Origin of the sequence: Planococcus versutus (assembly GCF_001186155.3) — a bacterium.
Lineage (GTDB): Bacteria > Bacillota > Bacilli > Bacillales_A > Planococcaceae > Planococcus > Planococcus versutus.
On sequence record NZ_CP016540.2, the window covers coordinates 1,020,692 to 1,036,937 of the forward strand.

Below are 16,246 nucleotides of genomic sequence, written 5' to 3' on the forward strand. Positions count from 1 at the left end.
TATAAAACGCCCCTTTCTTTCTATAGTGTTCTTTTCCTCTATTATACCTAATTAAAACATATAAATGAATGACTATTCAAAAAAAAGAGCTTTTCACCATAAAAGATGATGAAAGCCCTTTTTTTAAGCGGCTTGTGAAACAGCCGTTTCGAATTTTGATCGCTTAACCAATGTAATCACAATCGGGTAAATAAAAGCGAAAGCGATTCCGTTTAACAAGACCGCAGGCAACACTACTGTGACAAACAACAAACTAAAAGGAATGTTTGCACCAATAACGAAAATAGCAGCAGAAAGGAAGATCGTTCCCGATAATACAGTTCCCATTGCAACAAGGGCAATCGTAACGGGTAACTTAGAAACGAATTTTTTCAATAGCATGACCAAAGCAAGGAACACAAACGCTGTGATAAATTTATCGATAATATTCGGGAAAAAGCCACCTGGGAATGTCGAGAATAGACCTGATAAGACACCGGTCGTTACTGCTAATAAGAAGACGTTTTTTACATTTGGGAATAGCAGAATTCCGACAAACATCATTGTCAACATAAAGTCGGGCTTCATCCCGCCGTTGATGCCTGGAATCACTACATAAAGTGTGGCTCCGACGCTGACTAGCAACGCCATTAAAACTAGATTTTTCGTATTCATTTCTCATCTCTCCTCAGCTATATGCTAGTTTCTTTTTCCCGGACGTGTCCTCATGACCGCCGGCGAAAAACTTAACCTGATTTTATCTTGTCTACTTCAGAAAATCAAGCTTTAGCGTTTAATTTTTCTTTTACGCATTCTGCTAGTTCCTGTATACGTTCAGAAGTAAACTCTTTTTCTTTCGTTATCCATTTCGCACCGAATCCATCACTTTGTCCATAGCGTGGAATAAAATGCAAATGAAAATGAAAGACACTTTGTCCAGCTTTAGCACCGTTGTTGTTTAATAGGTTCATACCTTCTGGTTGAAAAGTTTCATTGATTGCTTTAGCGATTTTAGGTGCCACCGCAAACAAATTACCTGCTTCTTCTGGTGTCATATCGTAAACAAATTCACGATGTGTTTTCGGGATAAGTAAAGTGTGACCTTTAGATAATGGCATAATGTCCATAAAGGCGAAAACATGTTCATCTTCGTAAATTTTTACGCTCGGAATTTCTCCAGCAATGATTTTACAAAAAATACAATTTTTCATGAGGATCATCCTTTCCATTTTTCTTAGTTTACCATAATTGTCATAACATAAAAGAATTCGACAGTTAGTTTTGATACAATGGGTTACATAGAAAGAAAGAGGTGTAGCAGATGGCTATTTTGGAAGTGGACGCGTTAACGGGGGGATATACACGTAAACCCGTTTTACAAGAAGTAACATTTTCGATAGGCAAAGGGGAGCTTGTTGGGTTGATCGGCTTGAATGGAGCTGGCAAGAGTACAACCATTAAGCACATTATTGGATTAATGCAGCCCAAGTCAGGACAAATTCGATTAAATGGCAAAACTTTTGAAGAAGATATGGACAGTTATCGTTCTTCATTTTCGTATATTCCTGAAACACCGGTTTTATATGAAGAACTAACGTTGCGTGAGCATCTGGAACTAACAGCCATGGCTTATCATATAGATTCCCAACAATTTGAACAGCGCTCTGCCGAATTGTTAAAAGAATTTCGTATGGAAAAGCGTCTAAAATGGTTTCCTTCGCATTTTTCTAAAGGAATGCGTCAAAAAGTAATGATCATGAGTGCATTTTTAGTAGATCCTGCGCTTTACATTATTGATGAACCTTTTGTTGGGCTAGATCCACTTGGTATCAAATCGTTATTAGAGCAAATGGAAAAACAAAAGAAAAAAGGCGCTTCTGTGCTAATGTCGACGCATATTTTATCTACTGCCGAACGATATTGTGATCGTATTATTTTGCTTCATAACGGTCGTGTTCGAGCAAGTGGCACGATGAATGACTTACGCAAAGTATTTAATATGCCAGAAGCATCATTAGATGACTTGTATATTGCGATGACTGAGGATGAACTAAATGAAGAATTTGCATGATATTTGGTCTAGAAGACTTCAAAAATATACAGTAGAAGTTCAAAACTACTTGAAATTTATCTTTACAGGTCATATTGCAGTTGTGTTGCTTTTTGCACTTGGAGCAGCAGGATTTGCTTATAGTGAATGGATTCAAGATGTGCCGCCTCAATTTCCAGGGGCATTGTTATTGGCAGTGATTTTTGGCTTATTACTAGCGCTTAGTCCACCATCAACCTTGTTAAAAGAAGCAGATATGGTTTATTTTTTACCGTTAGAAAGCAAATTAGACGATTTTTTAAAACCTGCTTTAAAATGGTCGTTTTTATCTCAATTATATTTGCCGATTATCGTCTTTATTGTTTCATTGCCGATGATTAATGCATTATATGGCTTATCGTCAGCATTTTTAGTTGGTTTTCCAATTTTGTTATTATTGCTCAAATGGTGGAATGTTCAAACTGAATTTGCTTTTCGAAAGCAAGGAGCTGGAAAAGAAGTTTGGCTTGATCGGTTGTTTCGTTTTCTGCTGGTGGGCTTGTTTGCCTACTTCTATATTGAAAAACACCTAGTAGTGGCTGTGCTTATTTTATTTGTCATTATTTTTTATGGGAAATGGATCGCGCGCAAAGCAGTTGGAAAACCTTTTGCTTATGAGCATTTTATTGGCCTAGAAGAAAACCGCATGTTGCGCTTTTATCAATTTGCGAATTATTTTACTGATGTTCCTCATTTAAAAGGTAAAATAAAGGCAAGAACATGGCTAAATTGGATTTACAGATTTATTAAGTCCAGTTCAAAAAACGCACATTTGTATCTTGTTTGGAGAACGTTTATCCGTTCAGACGAATTGTTTTACTTATGGGTAAGGCTAACAGCGATTATTTTAGTGGGTGCATGGTTCATGTCTTTCCAAATTGGAATGGTTTTGTTTGCAGGAGCTTTGGCGTTTGCGACGACTATTCAAATTTGGCAAGGACTGACACATACACAGCATTTTCGAATGGACAATTTATTTCCATTGACGCGTTATAGCAGACAAGACGCTGTCTGGAAACTCATCATCCAGTTGCAAATAGTGCAAAGTATAATAGCGGCCATTGTTTTACTCATTGTGGGTGAATTTATCACTGCGTTGTTAACGTTTTTTGTGATATTAGCCGTTTCTCTTATTACGGTTAGTGTATTAAAAAATAAAAAAAATTAAACAGAGCGAGACATGTAAATAAGCATGTCTCGCTCTGTTTTTTATTTATAATTAAATTGAATAGCAGCTGTTCCTAAAGTTTTAGCAGCAATCAGCATCGCTTCTTCTTTAAAATCGAATTTTGGATGGTGATGCGGATAAACATCTCCCTCAGGCATCGCACCTGTAAAGAAAAAAGACCCTGGAATTTTTTCTAAGTAATAAGCAAAATCTTCGCCACCCATTTGAGGTGGACAGTCGTATACTTCAGTAACGCCTGGAATTGTTTGTGCGATATCTTTAACAAACAAGGTTTCTTGTTCATGGTTCACCACTGCGGAATAGCCACGTGTAAATTTAAAATCGCACTCGCTATTGGTAGCTAAAGTAATTCCTTTAATCACACGTTCCATTTCCGTTTCCATTAAGCTCCGAATATCTTCTTTGAAGGTGCGAACCGTACCAGATAAAACCGCTTGATCTGCGATAATATTAAACGGATTTTGTGCAACAAACGAGCCAATGGACAATACAGCTGACTCTAATGGATCCACGCGGCGAGAAACTAAGGTTTGTAGTGTAGAGACAATTTGAGCACCTGTCACCACTGCATCAACAGTTTCGTGAGGACTGGCTCCGTGGCCACCACGACCTTGTACTTTTAACGTGAAACTATCGGCAGCCGCCATGATAGGACCCACGCGTGTGTCAATTCGTCCGTAAGGTGTCGTAGACCAAAGATGCGTGCCGAAAATCGCATCAACTCCATTTAACACACCCGCTTCAATCATCGATTTTGCACCACCTGGAACAAGTTCTTCAGCATGTTGGTGAATCAATACATAAGTTCCAGACAATTCTTCTCGCATGTTGTATAAAGTTTTTCCAAGCACTAAAAGTGTAGCAGTATGACCATCATGGCCACAAGCATGCATGACTCCATCAACTGTGGAACGATAAGAAACGTCTTCTTTTTGATCTTGAATGGGTAACGCATCAAAATCAGCGCGTAATGCGACAGTTTTTCCAGGATGTGCTCCTTGAATTTTTGCGACGACTCCATTGCCACCGACACCGTGTTCAACAATGATTCCTAGTTGTTCGTAATAATCTCGAATATAGCGAGCTGTATTTGTTTCATGAAATGAAGGTTCAGGATTCATATGCAAATGGCGTCGGATTTCTACCATTTCAGAATAGGCAGCATCTAATTGATTATATAATGTAGTCAGCATCGTCAAACCCCTTTCTTTTGTAAAATCATATCATATAAAACGATAAAGAATAAAAAAGTATCAACTTAATAGATACAGAACGTGAAAATATAAAAATACACAACCAACTCTTACTAACAGAGTAGGTTGTGTGTGTTGGTGATTAATAAGTAAAGTTTAAGTAAGATGCTGCAAAATACACGATGAGGATAATTACAGATGGTAATGCATAAGACCACGTAGAAGCACTTTCTTTTCTATAAAGACCAAACAAAGCCAACAATGACATAATCAGCACACCAACTGCAATAATCATATTCGCCCCAGAAACACCTGAAATAATTGTTCCAGACGTATAAACTGGATCAGATAAAGCTAAAATAATCATATTGAAAATGTTACTGCCAAGAATCGCTCCAACCGCCATATTGACGTTGCTCAACCGTAAAGCAACAAAAACAGAAATGGCTTCTGGAAGAGAAGTAGCTGCTGCAATAAGGAAACTCCCGATAAAACTAGATCCAATACCAGTAATAATCGCTATTTCATCTCCTGTAATCGACAACGCAGTACCAGCTGCCAAAATCACTAAAGCCGCAATAACAAAGCGGAAAATAGCAGCTTTGGATGACAGGGAAGCACTTGGGTTGTCGGGTTCTTCTTCTGACTCTGCTACCGCTTCTGCTTCAGGGTCAAGTGAAGGTAATTTATTGATGACAACCATACCAACAATATAAGTAATTGCGATAATTAATGCATCTAATCCTACACCTAAAATTTGCGTATCTAAACGCAACCAAAGTGCTAGTATTACCAACACAGTTAATAAAGTACCGAGAAGTGCTGTGTAAATATTGTTACGTGACGCACGATTTAAAATACGACGTCCTCGCAAAAGAAAATCAAAGCCAGCGAGAATGAACAAATTGAACAGGTTAGAGCCAATCATATTTCCAACTGCAATATCGGCGTTGCCAATCGCCGCTGCTGAAAAACTAGTTGAAACTTCAGGAAGAGAGGTAGCACCTGCTAACAACAGCGTACCTACCATCATTCCGCCCATAGCTGTTTTAGAACTGATTACATCGGCGTACTGAGACAGCTTGATGGAAGCGAAAACTGTAAGTGCCGCTGCTAATATGAAGATAACGAAAACCAATTTATTTCCTCCTTAGGATATCCAATAAACTACTATACGAGGTTTGCGTTTATCATTCCTCTTCTGGTTTTGCTCGGTAAGTGCTGATATGTGAAACGCCTGAGAAAATATTTGGAAGTTGTGTACTGACTTCGCTTTCAGGCTTAGCCGAATGAGCTTTTGCAAAAGCTTGAGATTCTTTCCATTGTTCATAAAAAGCAGGAGACTCCCACTCTGTCAAAACAATATACGTATCTGAATCAAGTGGTCTCAAAACTCGGAATGCGATATAGCCAGGCTCATTTTCAATAGCACCAGCTCGGTTTTTAAAACGGTGTTCAAAAATAGGACGTCCTTCTTCTGAAACTGGAATATTGTTAAGAACAAAAAATCCTTTTTCATTGAAATGTCCTGTTCCATCGACTACTTCATAACGACGAGGTGTTTGAAAAATAGTTTTGCCTTCCGTTTCATGCATCATCAAAGTGGTTCCTTCACCTTGCATAAGGACCATCGTTTCTTGTGGATACTTATCGCGCATTTTTTTCATGAAATCGTATGTTCCTGTTGTCATATAAAAGTTCACTAATACCCCTCCTAATTATAGATACTTACTAGTATATACTTCCCCATAGAAAACTACACGAAACAGGTTTGTCGAACAAGTGAAAAGAGAAGCGTCTAATTTATGACAAATGAGCTTAGAATCTATACAATGTAGTACGTAACGTCTATAGTATAAACGGATATAGGAAGACAAAAAAAGTGTGGCACATCGAAGGGATGAAGAATTCATGACATTCAATGATACTTATCTTCGCGCAACGCGTGGAGAAAAAACAGATCACGTACCGGTTTGGTATATGAGACAAGCTGGACGTTCACAGCCAGAATATCGCAAAATCAAAGAGAAATATTCACTAGAAGAAATTACGCATCAGCCAGAACTATGCGCATACGTAACAAAACTTCCCGTAGATCAATACAATAACGATGCAGCAATTCTTTATAAAGACATCGTAACACCGCTACCAGCAATTGGAGTGGACGTGAAAATCAAATCAGGAATCGGTCCTGTTATCGATAACCCAATTCGTACAATGGCAGATATCGAACGTTTAGGAGATATCAATCCGGAACAAGACGTTGATTATGTTCTTGAAACAATTCGCATACTAACGCAAGAACAATTAAATGTGCCGTTGATTGGATTTTCAGGGGCACCTTTCACATTAGCGAGTTATATGATTGAAGGAGGTCCTTCAAAGAGCTACAACAAAACAAAAGCAATGATGGTATCTGAACCCGCTATGTGGTTCGCCTTGATGGACAAACTAGCCGATACCATTATTCCTTACGTAAAAGCACAAATAAAGGCAGGAGCGAAAGCAATCCAAATTTTTGATTCGTGGGTTGGTGCATTAAACGTTGCAGATTACCGTATTTTTATCAAACCGGTAATGGATCGTATTTTCGCTGAATTGCGTACAGAAAATGTGCCATTAACCATTTTTGGAGTAGGTGCAAGTCATTTAGCAAAAGAATGGCACGAGCTTCCTGTGGACGTTGTTGGATTAGATTGGCGTTTGCCGATTTCTGAAGCGCGTTCAATGGGCTTAACAAAAGCATTACAAGGCAACTTTGACCCGGCTTATTTATTGGCAGATTGGTCAGTAATCGAAGAGCGGGCGAAAAAGATTTTAGATATGGGTATGCAAAATGATGGGTATATCTTTAACTTAGGTCACGGAGTATTCCCTGAGGTGAATCCAGATACCTTGAAACGCTTAACATCATTTGTTCACGAATACAGTGCTGCACACAAAAATAACTCGAATTAAAACAAAATTCATGATGAGGTGACTAGGTTGAAAAAGAAAATGGGATTATTAGTAATGGCATATGGAACGCCATACTCAGAAGATGATATTGAACGCTACTACACACATATCCGCCGTGGCCGTAAGCCGAGCGAAGAAAGTCTAGAAGATTTAAAGAGTCGTTACAAAGCAATTGGTGGTATTTCGCCACTTGCTAAAATTACGCTAGAACAAGCGAATGGCCTGTGCGATCGTTTAAATGAAGTTCAAGATGATATTGAATTCAAAATGTATCTAGGTCTTAAACACATCGAGCCATTTGTAGAAGATGGTGTTGAAGAAATGAAAAAAGACGGCGTTACAGAAGCGATCTCAATCGTCTTGGCACCCCATTTTTCAACGTTCTCAGTAAAATCGTATAATGGCCGTGCAGCAGAAGCAGCTGAAAAAGCAGGCATCTCTTTGACTTCTGTTGAAAGTTGGTATAAAGAACCAAAATTCATCCAATATTGGACGGAAAAAGTAAGTGAAACGTTTGATAGAATGTCAGAAGAAGAACGAGCAAAAGCTTGCTTAATCGTATCTGCGCATTCATTGCCAGAAAAGATTATTGCAAATGGCGATCCTTACCCAGACCAATTAAAAGAAACAGCCCAAATGATTCAACAAGCAACGGGCGTTAAAAATGTAGAAATTGGCTGGCAAAGTGCTGGACAAACAGGCGAACCTTGGATTGGACCAGATGTTCAAGACTTAACCCGTGATCTTTTCGAAGAAAAAGGGTATACATCGTTTGTTTATACACCCGTTGGCTTTGTAACAGATCATTTAGAAGTTCTTTTCGATAACGATTATGAATGTAAAGTGGTATGTGATGACATTGGTGCAAATTATTATCGTCCAGAAATGCCAAACGTTCAGCCTTTATTTATTGATGGATTGACAGACGTTGTATTACGCAAGCTAGCAGAAAAATAAAGTAAATGAAAGTGTGGATAAATCGTGGCAGTAAAAGCGCATAAAGTAGTTGTCGTGGGTGCTGGTATTACAGGATTATCAGCGGCATACTATTTACAAAAACATGCTACTGAGCAAGGTCTGGAGATCGAAATCACATTAATTGATGCAGCTCATCGTTTCGGCGGAAAAATCCAGACTTTGCAAAAGGATGGTTTTGTAATTGAGCGTGGGCCAGACTCGTTTGTTTCTAGAAAAAATAGTATTCAGCAATTAGCAAAAGAATTGGGCATTGAAAATCAATTGATTCAAAGCGCTCCAGGGGAAACTCATGTAGCGGTGGGAAATCGATTGTATCCGATACCTAATGGGTCAGTGATGGGTGTGCCTACAAATTTCGGATCATTTTTGACATCAGGAATTAGCTCTTGGTTTGGTAAGATTCGTGCTTTAGGCGACTTTGTTTTGCCTGCCACACACATGGTTGAAGATCAACCGCTTGGAAAGTTTTTAAGACGCAGATTTGGAAATGAATTGGTTGAGAATTTAATCGAACCCTTATTTTCCGGTGTTTTTGCTGGAGATATTGATCGATTAAGTCTTAAAGCTACATTTCCTGAGTTACTTGAAGCCGACCAACAAAAGGGCGGGTTAATACGTGGGTTAAAGAAAAATAAAGTAGCGGCTTCGAGAGCATTTGATACTGAAAGAGAAGGATTGTTTCAAACCTTTAAAGGTGGACTTGAGACATTGATCCAAACATTGGAAAAAGAACTTGATCACTGCATCATCCTAAAAGGCGTTAAGGTTGAGAAATTTGAACAGCAACAAGAGCAAGTTAAACTTTATTTGACAAATGACTCTTCAATTAGTGCAGATGGTGTGATTTTCGCATTGCCTCATGGCAAATTGATGCCTATTTTTGAACCGCACGGCTTGTTGAAAGGCTTAAAAGATATTCCTTCAACTTCAGTTGCAACAGTTTCTCTCATATTTCCAGAAACTGCCGTCATTAATGATCTCGATTGCACGGGGTTTGTTGTAGCACGTAATAGTGATTTCACGATTACGGCATGTTCTGCATCACATTTGAAATGGCCCCGCTTAACACCTCCTAGAAAAAAAGTTTATCGAGCATTTATAGGTCAAGTGGGTGATGAGGCTGTTGTTGAATTATCAGATGGTGAAATTGTTAAAGCTGTTTTAGAAGACTTGCAAAAATTGTTGAACATTCGAGAAAGTCCTGAATTTACAGTTGTTTCTCGCATGAAAGAAGCAATGCCACAATATTTGGTAGGTCATGGAGAGCGGATTGCTTTAGCAAAAAAAGAAGTTCAAAATGCTCTGCCGATGCTACAAATTGCGGGTGGATCTTTTGAAGGGTTTGGACTGCCTGCTTGTGTTAACCAAGGCAAAGCGGCAGCCGATCAATTGATCGAGCGATTTAAAGCCCAATCAAGTGATTTGGAGGAAACTATGTAATGAAAAAAATTCTATGGCTGGCGCTACCATTTCTTTTGCTTAGTGCGTGTGGATCAGCAGAAAGCGATTCTTCAGGTGCTGGAGATTTAGTGGAAGAAGTAAAGGTAGCATTTAATACTGAAACACAAGCTGAACCTGCTGAAGACGTTGTTCTTTCTGTAACTGTTACACAAGGGGATGATGAAGTAGACGATGCAGAAGAAGTTGTTTACGAGGTATGGCAATCGGGAGATCGTAACAATAGCGAAATGATCCCAGCTGAATATACTGAGAACGGCATCTACGAAGCAAAAACAAGTTTTAAAGAAGAAGGTGTGTATTATATGCAAGCACACACAACGGCGCGCTCGTTGCATGTAATGCCAAAACAAGAAATTACAGTAGGAAATCCAGATCCGGGGTCTATTATTGCAGATGATAGTGATGATGCACAGGGCATGGATAAAATGGAAGATCACTCTGGCCACTAATATAAATCGACAAAGATACTGCTTAAGCGGTGTCTTTTTTGTTTATAGAGTTTTAAAAGTTGCTGCGCCTCAATTGAATGTTATAGCACAGCGATCTTACTATTGATCAAAAGTAAAAAAACGAAGCAACGCTAGGTAGCGCTACTCCGTTTTTTCTAAGTATGTTCTAGTTAATCTTATAATTCGTTGCAAGTCTCACACTTCGTACCATAACATTCGTGCTGCTCTTCTATTTTTTCTCCACAAGACGCACACTGTTTCGGGGGTAAGTTCTTGAAAAATTCGACTACGTTTTCAATCATACTTTCCATCTCCTTTGTTATAGTACTGTTGTTGTTTTTATAAGTGTATTATAACAGTTTTGATTCGTCAACCCTAAATCGTGAACTTATTTGAAAAATCCGTTAAACTAAAAAAGAGAATGCAGCCAAAAGGAGAGAGATTATGTATTTTGTTGATAACAAAGGCATTACAGATCCACAAATTAACTTAGCAATTGAAGAATACTTATTAAAAACGATGGATGTAGAGAAAGATCCATTCTTGCTGTTTTATATTAATGAGCCTTCGATCATCATCGGCAAGAACCAAAATACTGCTGAAGAAATTAATACAGAGTATGTAGATTCTAATGGAATTCACGTAGTTCGACGTTTGTCTGGCGGTGGCGCTGTTTATCATGATTTAGGGAATTTAAATTACAGCTTTATCACAGTAGATGACGGCAATAGCTTCCGCAACTTTCGCAAATTTACTGAGCCTGTTGTAAAAGCATTGCAAAGTCTTGGTGTCGATGCTGAACTTTCAGGGCGCAATGACTTAATGGCAGAAGGACGAAAAATTTCAGGTAATGCTCAATTTTCAACAAGAGGTCGCATGTTCAGTCATGGAACCTTAATGTTTGATACAGAAATTGATGCAGTGGTTTCGGCATTGAAAGTAAGTAAAGAAAAAATTGAATCAAAAGGCATCAAGTCGATTCGCAGTCGCGTAGCGAATATTTCCGAATTTTTAAAAGAGCCTATGACGATTGAACAATTCCGCATGGCTATTTTGCATTCAATTTTTGATGGCGAAGACAATGTTCAGTATTACGAACTGACAGATCAAGACTGGGAAAATATTCACGAGTTGTCAAAAGAACGTTATGGCAACTGGGATTGGAATTATGGGAAATCACCTAAATTCAATATTAAACACTCACATCGATTTGCAGTTGGTGGTATTGATGTTCGATTGCAAGTTGAAAAAGGCATTGTACAAGACGTCAATATTTATGGCGACTTTTTCGGTGTTGGTGATATATCTGAAGTCGAGCAAGCGATAGCTGGATCTAAATACGAACGTGTCTCTTTAGGCAAAGCGATTGAAGGTATCGATATTCCAAAACTTCTTGGTGGGATTACGACAGAAGAATTTTTAAAATTAATTTATTAAGAATTTCGGGAGAGCCTGCTTTTATGCAGGCTCTTTTGTTAAAATAAAAATAAAAAGAAAAGGGGGAATCAGGATGGCTGCTCAACGAATCTTCATAGTAGAAGATGATTTGAAAATTGCGGAGTTATTAGCTGAAAATTTGAGGAAATATCATTACGTGGTGGAAACTGCAAACGATTTTGATCAAATCATTGAAGAATTTGAGACTTTTGATCCCCAGTTGATTTTACTGGATATTAACTTACCTTCTTATGATGGTTATTACTGGTGCCGTCAACTTCGGCAACAGACAACTTGTCCAATTTTGTTCATTTCAGCTCGTTCGGGAGAAATGGATCAAGTCTTTGCTCTAGAAAACGGAGGCGATGATTTTATAACGAAACCTTTTCATTATGAAATCGTCCTTGCAAAAATAAGAAGCCACTTGCGTAGAGCTTATGGTGAATATGCGCCAAAACAAGAAGAGCGCTCTATTAAAGTGGGACGCAATGTTTTGTTTATGGAACGAATGGAATTGCACGTTAAAAAAGCAATCATCCCCTTACAGAAAAAAGAATGCACGATTTTAGAATTGCTACTGACTCATTATCCCAAAGTAGTATCACGCGAGCAATTGTTAGAAGAGCTATGGGACGATCAAGCATTTGTCGATGAAAATACATTGAATGTCAATATGACACGCGTTCGAAAAAAACTAGCTGATTACGATGTGTCATCAAGTATTGAAACGGTAAGAGGAGCTGGATACCGTTTCTTGCTTCATGAGGAGGAAGCATAATGCTTCGATTATTCCTAAAAGAACACGCAGCTTTTATTGTCTTTCAAGTGATTTTAGTGGCATTTATCATGTTGTTGTATTGGTTGGATGGGTTTCGAAATGCGGATACCGCGATTTACTCGTTCGTTATTAGCACTGTGCTAGTTTTTACGTTCCTAACGGCGCGATTTGCTAGACGCTACCAATACTACCAACGGATTTTGACAGCGCCGCAAAATTTAGAGCATATGCTTCAAAGTGAAGGTAAATCGCCTGAGCAAATTCAAAATGAAATTTACTTACAAAAACTGTATCGCTTGTATCAGCATGAAGTGCAATCTTTGTATGCTACCCAAAATCGACATTTGCAGTTTATGAATCAATGGGTGCATCAAATGAAAACACCATTGTCAGTGATGCATTTATTGTTACAAGAAGAACAAGAGCTCGATAAAAATAGTGTCCGCGAAGAAATGGAGCGATTAAAAGCAGGGTTGGATACTGTGTTAATGAATGCACGTTTAGATACATTCGAGCAAGATATGCAAATCGAACAAATCAATTTGAGGTCTTTAGTTAGTGAAGTAGCAACAGAAAACAAGCGATTGTTTATTTCAAAACGTGTTTATCCGGAAATTTCAATCGCAGAAGATCAAGTTGTAGCAACGGATCACAAATGGATGAAGTTTATCATCGGGCAGTTTTTAACCAACGCAGTGAAGTATACGTTTGAACCAAATAAAAAAGTGTTTATTGCTGCTGAATGTTTAAATGGCAATACGTTGTTAACAATACGTGATGAAGGAATTGGTATTTCTTCTACTGATTTGCCCCGTGTTACAAAAGCGTTTTTCACAGGAGATAATGGACGTAAAACAGGAGAATCAACAGGAATGGGATTGTACTTAGCAAAAGAAATTTGCGGGAAACTAGGTCACGAACTGTCAATATCTTCTGTTCAAGAAAAAGGAACGACTGTTTCTGTTTTGTTCATTAACCAAGATTTTGTAGTTCAGGAGGATCATGATGACAATAGTAGAAATCGACGAGGTAACAAAAGTATACGAAGGGAAAGTGACACACCGAGCAGTTAACCAGCTAAGTTTTGACGTAGCACAAGGTGAGTTTCTTGCAGTGATGGGTCCTTCTGGTAGTGGGAAAACAACTCTATTAAATTTGATTTCAACAATTGATTCATTAACTTCTGGAGAAATTTTAATTGATGGAGTCAATCCGCATTTATTGGATAAAGATGAGTTAGCTTTGTTCCGGAGGCGAGAAATGGGTTTTGTTTTTCAAGATTTCAACTTATTGCAAATGTTAACTGTAGAAGAAAACTTAGTGCTACCACTAACACTTGATTATGTTGCTGTAGACGAGATGGCAAAACGAGTGCTTGTCGTTGCGAATCGCTTAGGGTTAACATCAATTCTCCATAAAAAACCAAACGAAATTTCAGGTGGGGAAGCTCAGCGGACAGCAATTGGTCGCGCGCTCATTCATCATCCTGCATTAGTATTAGCAGATGAACCTACAGGTAATTTAGATTCTAAATCGTCGCGTGATGTGTTGGAAATTTTATCGAATGTAGTAAAAGAAAGCAAAACAACTATCATTATGGTTACACATGATCCAATTGCTGCGAGTTATTGCGATCGTGTTCTTTTTATTAAAGATGGAGAATTCTTTAACGAAATTTATGGAGATGAACGACGCCAGACTTTTTATCAGCGGATTTTGAATGTCCTGTCGTTATTGGGAGGCTCGGTAAATGACTTTTCGGCAACTCGCTTACCATAATGTTATCCGCAATCGGAGAAATTATGCAGCGTTTTTTCTAGCGAGCGTTTTTTCAGTCATGGTGTTTTTTGTTTGTTCGATGTTCATTTTTCATCCACTTTTTGAAAAAGACGGATTACAACTGCTTGCCATACAAGGCATGATGATTGCGGAAGTTGTATTGTATATTTTTACGTTGTTTTTTCTATTCTATTCGATGAGTGCATTTTTACAAGCTCGGTCGAAAGAATTTGGCGTTTTATTGCAACTCGGAATGACCAAAAAGCAATTGAATAAATTAATTTTTTTTGAAATGCTGATCATTGGAGCGGTTTCAACTACGACAGGCATTATATTTGGTTTTGCTTTTTCAAAATTCTTTTTTATGATTGGACGAGAAATTATAGAGTTAGACTCACTGCCACTTTACGTTTCATGGGAACCCTTCTTATTGACGATTGTCGCGTTTGCGAGTTTGTTTGTTATTATCTCTTTTGTTAGTGTTGGATTTATTCGAACAAAGCGCATCATTGATTTACTGCATGGTTTTTGGAAAGTTGAAGAAGAGACAAAATCATCCACCATGTTATCGATTATGGGGATTGCGTTTTTAGCTGCTGCTTATTTGTTTGCTATAAACGTGTCAGATGAAACCGTCTACTATATTATTTTCATTGTTCCGCCACTGGCGACTTTTGGTACTTACTTGTTTTTTACACACACAATCAATTATTTATTGAATTTATGCAAACGAAAAAGAACGATATATTGGAAAAAGACAAGGTTGGTATCATTAGCAGAAGCTTCAGTTAAATTAAAAGATAGTGCACAAATGTTCTTTATTGTCACTATTGTTTCTACTGTTGCTTTTTTGACGGTTGGAACTTTAGCATCTTTTATGTCTTATACAGGAGACTTTCGTGAATCTAATCCACTCGGTCTGATCTATATTTCATTTGATGGAAACGAACAAGAAGCAGAACATATTGAACGACTCACCAAACAACTGGAAAGCGAACAATTATCTTATGATTTAGTTGAATTGACAGTTAAGCGGCAAACTTCCGAAGCTACTGGAAATGATGTTGATGTTTTATCGCTATCACAGTTTAATCGTTTAGCAACCGCTCTCGATTTTACACCTGCACAACTATCAGAAGGAGAAGGCTTGTTTGTTCCGTTTTCGTTAGAATCGTTAAAAGAGCTAAAAAATTCCAGTGTTGATACAGTGCTAATTGAAAGCGGCATTCCATTATCGATTCGCTCAACATATCCACACGTTGTTTTTCCTATTCATACGTTAAATATGAATACAATTATCGTCAGCGATGCGGATTACGAAGCAATCGATGAACCTTTACTCGGCTATTCAGCTGGAAGTTCTGATTTTTCTTATTATGCGTTTGATGTTTCAAATTGGACTGAAACAATAAATATCGGCAATCGATTATCAGAAACAATGTATGACATCATCGATGAATCGAGTTTTAGTAAAGTTAATTACTTTTTTGAAAATCCTGGTTCAGATTATCGATGGTTTAAATCTTCGTTTGCATTGCTGTTGTTTATTGGGCTATTAGTAGCAGGTGTCTTTTTACTTGCAGCCGGAAGTTTTATTTACTTTAAATTGTATACCGGTCTTGAAAGAGACCGCAAGCAATACAAATTACTAATCCGTATGGGAATGACAGATAAAGAATTGGGTAAAATCATCAACCGCCAGTTGGTTCCGCAATTCTTTCTCCCATGGGTTCTTGCGTTACTGCATAGTGCTTTTGCTTTTGTCTCTTTACAAGTGGTGTGGGATGAGTTTGCTGAACTATCGATTATTTTTGAAATGTCGATCGTACTTGGAGGCTTTACAATCGCTCAAATATTGTATTTTTTCTTGATTCGTTGGCGCTATGTCGCACACCTACAGGCACCGTAATTCTACGGTGTCTGTTGTATTGTCTGAAGATTTATTTTATAATGAAA

The 16,246-nt window shown here is 38.1% G+C and carries 17 protein-coding genes; 11 read left to right on the top strand and 6 right to left on the bottom strand.

Annotation, left to right across the window (positions count from 1 at the left end; all coding sequences use genetic code 11):
- Positions 1-123 precede the first annotated feature (123 nt).
- Positions 124-654 (bottom strand): tryptophan transporter, encoded by a 531-nt coding sequence (locus I858_RS05140; protein WP_049694274.1) that lies wholly within the window; start codon positions 652-654, stop codon positions 124-126.
- Between the two features lie 104 nt (positions 655-758).
- The gene (locus I858_RS05145) at positions 759-1,190 is read right to left on the bottom strand and encodes an HIT family protein (RefSeq protein ID WP_049694275.1); all 432 of its coding nucleotides are present in this window, start codon (positions 1,188-1,190) and stop codon (positions 759-761) included.
- 110 nt (positions 1,191-1,300) lie between these two features.
- On the opposite strand from I858_RS05145, the gene I858_RS05150 reads away from it, so the two are divergent.
- Both I858_RS05150 and I858_RS05155 read left to right on the top strand, forming a co-directional pair.
- Positions 1,301-2,050, top strand: a complete 750-nt coding sequence (locus I858_RS05150; RefSeq protein WP_049694276.1) for an ABC transporter ATP-binding protein — start codon at positions 1,301-1,303, stop codon at positions 2,048-2,050.
- Positions 2,034-3,236 (top strand): ABC transporter permease, encoded by a 1,203-nt coding sequence (locus tag I858_RS05155; RefSeq protein ID WP_049694277.1) that lies wholly within the window; start codon positions 2,034-2,036, stop codon positions 3,234-3,236. The genes I858_RS05150 and I858_RS05155 overlap by 17 nt, the downstream gene beginning before the upstream one ends.
- A gap of 41 nt (positions 3,237-3,277) precedes the next feature.
- Here the strand turns inward: I858_RS05155 and I858_RS05160 are convergent, their stop codons facing one another.
- The 3 genes from I858_RS05160 to I858_RS05170 all read right to left on the bottom strand — a co-directional run bounded on the left by I858_RS05160 (position 3,278) and on the right by I858_RS05170 (position 6,153).
- Positions 3,278-4,450, bottom strand: a complete 1,173-nt coding sequence (locus I858_RS05160) for a M20 metallopeptidase family protein (RefSeq protein ID WP_049694278.1) — start codon at positions 4,448-4,450, stop codon at positions 3,278-3,280.
- A 142-nt stretch (positions 4,451-4,592) separates the two neighbouring features.
- Positions 4,593-5,588 (bottom strand): sodium:calcium antiporter, encoded by a 996-nt coding sequence (locus tag I858_RS05165; protein WP_049694279.1) that lies wholly within the window; start codon positions 5,586-5,588, stop codon positions 4,593-4,595.
- A gap of 52 nt (positions 5,589-5,640) precedes the next feature.
- Positions 5,641-6,153 (bottom strand): antibiotic biosynthesis monooxygenase family protein, encoded by a 513-nt coding sequence (locus I858_RS05170; RefSeq protein WP_049694280.1) that lies wholly within the window; start codon positions 6,151-6,153, stop codon positions 5,641-5,643.
- A 208-nt stretch (positions 6,154-6,361) separates the two neighbouring features.
- Between I858_RS05170 and hemE the strand changes: the two genes are divergently transcribed.
- Genes hemE through I858_RS05190 form a run of 4 tightly spaced genes read left to right on the top strand, consistent with a single transcriptional unit; the run spans position 6,362 to position 10,296 of the window.
- Entirely contained in the window at positions 6,362-7,408 is a 1,047-nt protein-coding gene (gene hemE / locus I858_RS05175) for a uroporphyrinogen decarboxylase (protein WP_049694394.1), read from the top strand.
- Positions 7,409-7,447: 39 nt separating this feature from the next.
- Positions 7,448-8,365, top strand: a complete 918-nt coding sequence (gene hemH, locus I858_RS05180; protein ID WP_049694395.1) for a ferrochelatase — start codon at positions 7,448-7,450, stop codon at positions 8,363-8,365.
- Positions 8,366-8,389: 24 nt separating this feature from the next.
- Positions 8,390-9,826: a protoporphyrinogen oxidase gene (gene hemY / locus I858_RS05185; protein ID WP_049694281.1), complete on the top strand. Its 1,437-nt coding sequence runs from the start codon at positions 8,390-8,392 to the stop codon at positions 9,824-9,826.
- Entirely contained in the window at positions 9,826-10,296 is a 471-nt protein-coding gene (locus tag I858_RS05190) for a FixH family protein (RefSeq protein ID WP_049694282.1), read from the top strand. The genes hemY and I858_RS05190 overlap by 1 nt, the downstream gene beginning before the upstream one ends.
- Positions 10,297-10,472: 176 nt before the next feature.
- Here the strand turns inward: I858_RS05190 and yhfH are convergent, their stop codons facing one another.
- Positions 10,473-10,598, bottom strand: a complete 126-nt coding sequence (gene yhfH, locus I858_RS05195) for a protein YhfH (RefSeq protein WP_065524405.1) — start codon at positions 10,596-10,598, stop codon at positions 10,473-10,475.
- A 142-nt stretch (positions 10,599-10,740) separates the two neighbouring features.
- Here yhfH and I858_RS05200 point away from each other — a divergent pair, with 142 nt between their 5' ends.
- From I858_RS05200 to I858_RS05220, 5 genes are all read left to right on the top strand, one after another.
- Positions 10,741-11,733, top strand: coding sequence for a lipoate--protein ligase (locus tag I858_RS05200; RefSeq protein ID WP_049694283.1), 993 nt, complete (start codon positions 10,741-10,743; stop codon positions 11,731-11,733).
- Positions 11,734-11,806: 73 nt separating this feature from the next.
- Positions 11,807-12,511: a response regulator transcription factor gene (locus tag I858_RS05205; protein ID WP_049694284.1), complete on the top strand. Its 705-nt coding sequence runs from the start codon at positions 11,807-11,809 to the stop codon at positions 12,509-12,511.
- Positions 12,511-13,584, top strand: a complete 1,074-nt coding sequence (locus I858_RS05210; protein WP_049694285.1) for a sensor histidine kinase — start codon at positions 12,511-12,513, stop codon at positions 13,582-13,584. Before I858_RS05205 ends, I858_RS05210 begins: the two co-directional genes overlap by 1 nt.
- On the top strand, positions 13,517-14,290 hold the full coding sequence (locus I858_RS05215) for an ABC transporter ATP-binding protein (RefSeq protein ID WP_049694286.1): 774 nt from the start codon (positions 13,517-13,519) through the stop codon (positions 14,288-14,290). The genes I858_RS05210 and I858_RS05215 overlap by 68 nt, the downstream gene beginning before the upstream one ends.
- The gene (locus tag I858_RS05220; protein WP_049694287.1) at positions 14,262-16,199 is read left to right on the top strand and encodes an ABC transporter permease; all 1,938 of its coding nucleotides are present in this window, start codon (positions 14,262-14,264) and stop codon (positions 16,197-16,199) included. The genes I858_RS05215 and I858_RS05220 overlap by 29 nt, the downstream gene beginning before the upstream one ends.
- Positions 16,200-16,246: the final 47 nt, after the last annotated feature.